The following is a 921-nucleotide window of genomic DNA, read 5'->3' as shown; positions in this document are numbered from 1 at the left end:
CGAGCGAGAAGCTGGGGTAGCCTAAATGAGCCTATCTCGGTGTCCACCAAACCGGCAGCAGGCCACATGCCGCGACGCGACGTATGGGTGCTGTTGGCTCCCCCGGAATGAAGGGTAGATCCAAGAAACAGGAGGACGTCGCCCGGTTCCATTTCAGCGGCGATCGCGTCGCTCTCGGGCAGCACGATCCGATCTTGGCACAAGTGACTACGAGGCCAGAGGAGCGTCCCTCCATTTTCGGCGGTATAGTGGGTGAACGGCCACATGACGTTGACCAGATATTCGACGCCGGGCGAATGGATCGGCCACATGTCTTGATCGCGATGCGGAGGCTGGAGGTCGCCGCCCGGCTCGATCTCGATAGCTTGGGTCAGGTTGAGTTGGATCCTGTCGCAATGCGGCCCAAGAATGGCTTCGATGATTTGGAGAATCATCGGCTGCATGACGAATTGCGCGACATGGCTGGAACGGCGTAACAGCCCATGAAACCGCCGGGTGCTCGCCCCATAGAACGGCCCCACGGAATGCGGCGTCGTGGCAAAATGCTTCGCCAGATCCTGGGCGGTCTCGCCGACAATGCTCGCGGGCAACAACCCGCGAATGATGCAGTAACCCTCGCGGCGCAACTCCTCGACCCGGCCGGAAGCCGCAGCACAAATATCCTGTTCCATGATCACTTCCTCAAGCCGGGGAATATTCAGGAAAGGCCAACCTCGACGGGGTCCAGGTTCCTGCCTTGCGTAGCAAATCCGGCGTCTCCGCAGTGACGTCCACCCGCAGTGCGCCGGTCATACTGCGATCTATCCGACGGACTGAGCCGAGCGCCTTGCATGACCAGCCCAGGCGCGGAATTTCGGGTCACGTCCGTCAATGAGGTGTAATTTCGGGTGTGGTCACCGGGCCGCACGATCAGGCGGCCTT

Annotated in this window: 1 protein-coding gene; it reads right to left on the bottom strand. The window is 60.8% G+C overall.

The features are described from left to right. Positions 1–671, bottom strand: a 671-nt coding sequence (locus PYV00_RS13730) for a phytanoyl-CoA dioxygenase family protein (protein ID WP_275228847.1), incomplete at its 3' end; no start/stop codon positions are given. Positions 672–921 lie beyond the last annotated feature (250 nt).

The sequence above is a fragment of the Novosphingobium album (ex Liu et al. 2023) genome, assembly GCF_029076845.1.
Classification (GTDB): Bacteria; Pseudomonadota; Alphaproteobacteria; order Sphingomonadales; family Sphingomonadaceae; genus Novosphingobium.
The sequence above is the reverse complement of the archived record's forward strand: the minus strand, read 5'-3'. Positions and strand labels throughout refer to the sequence as shown.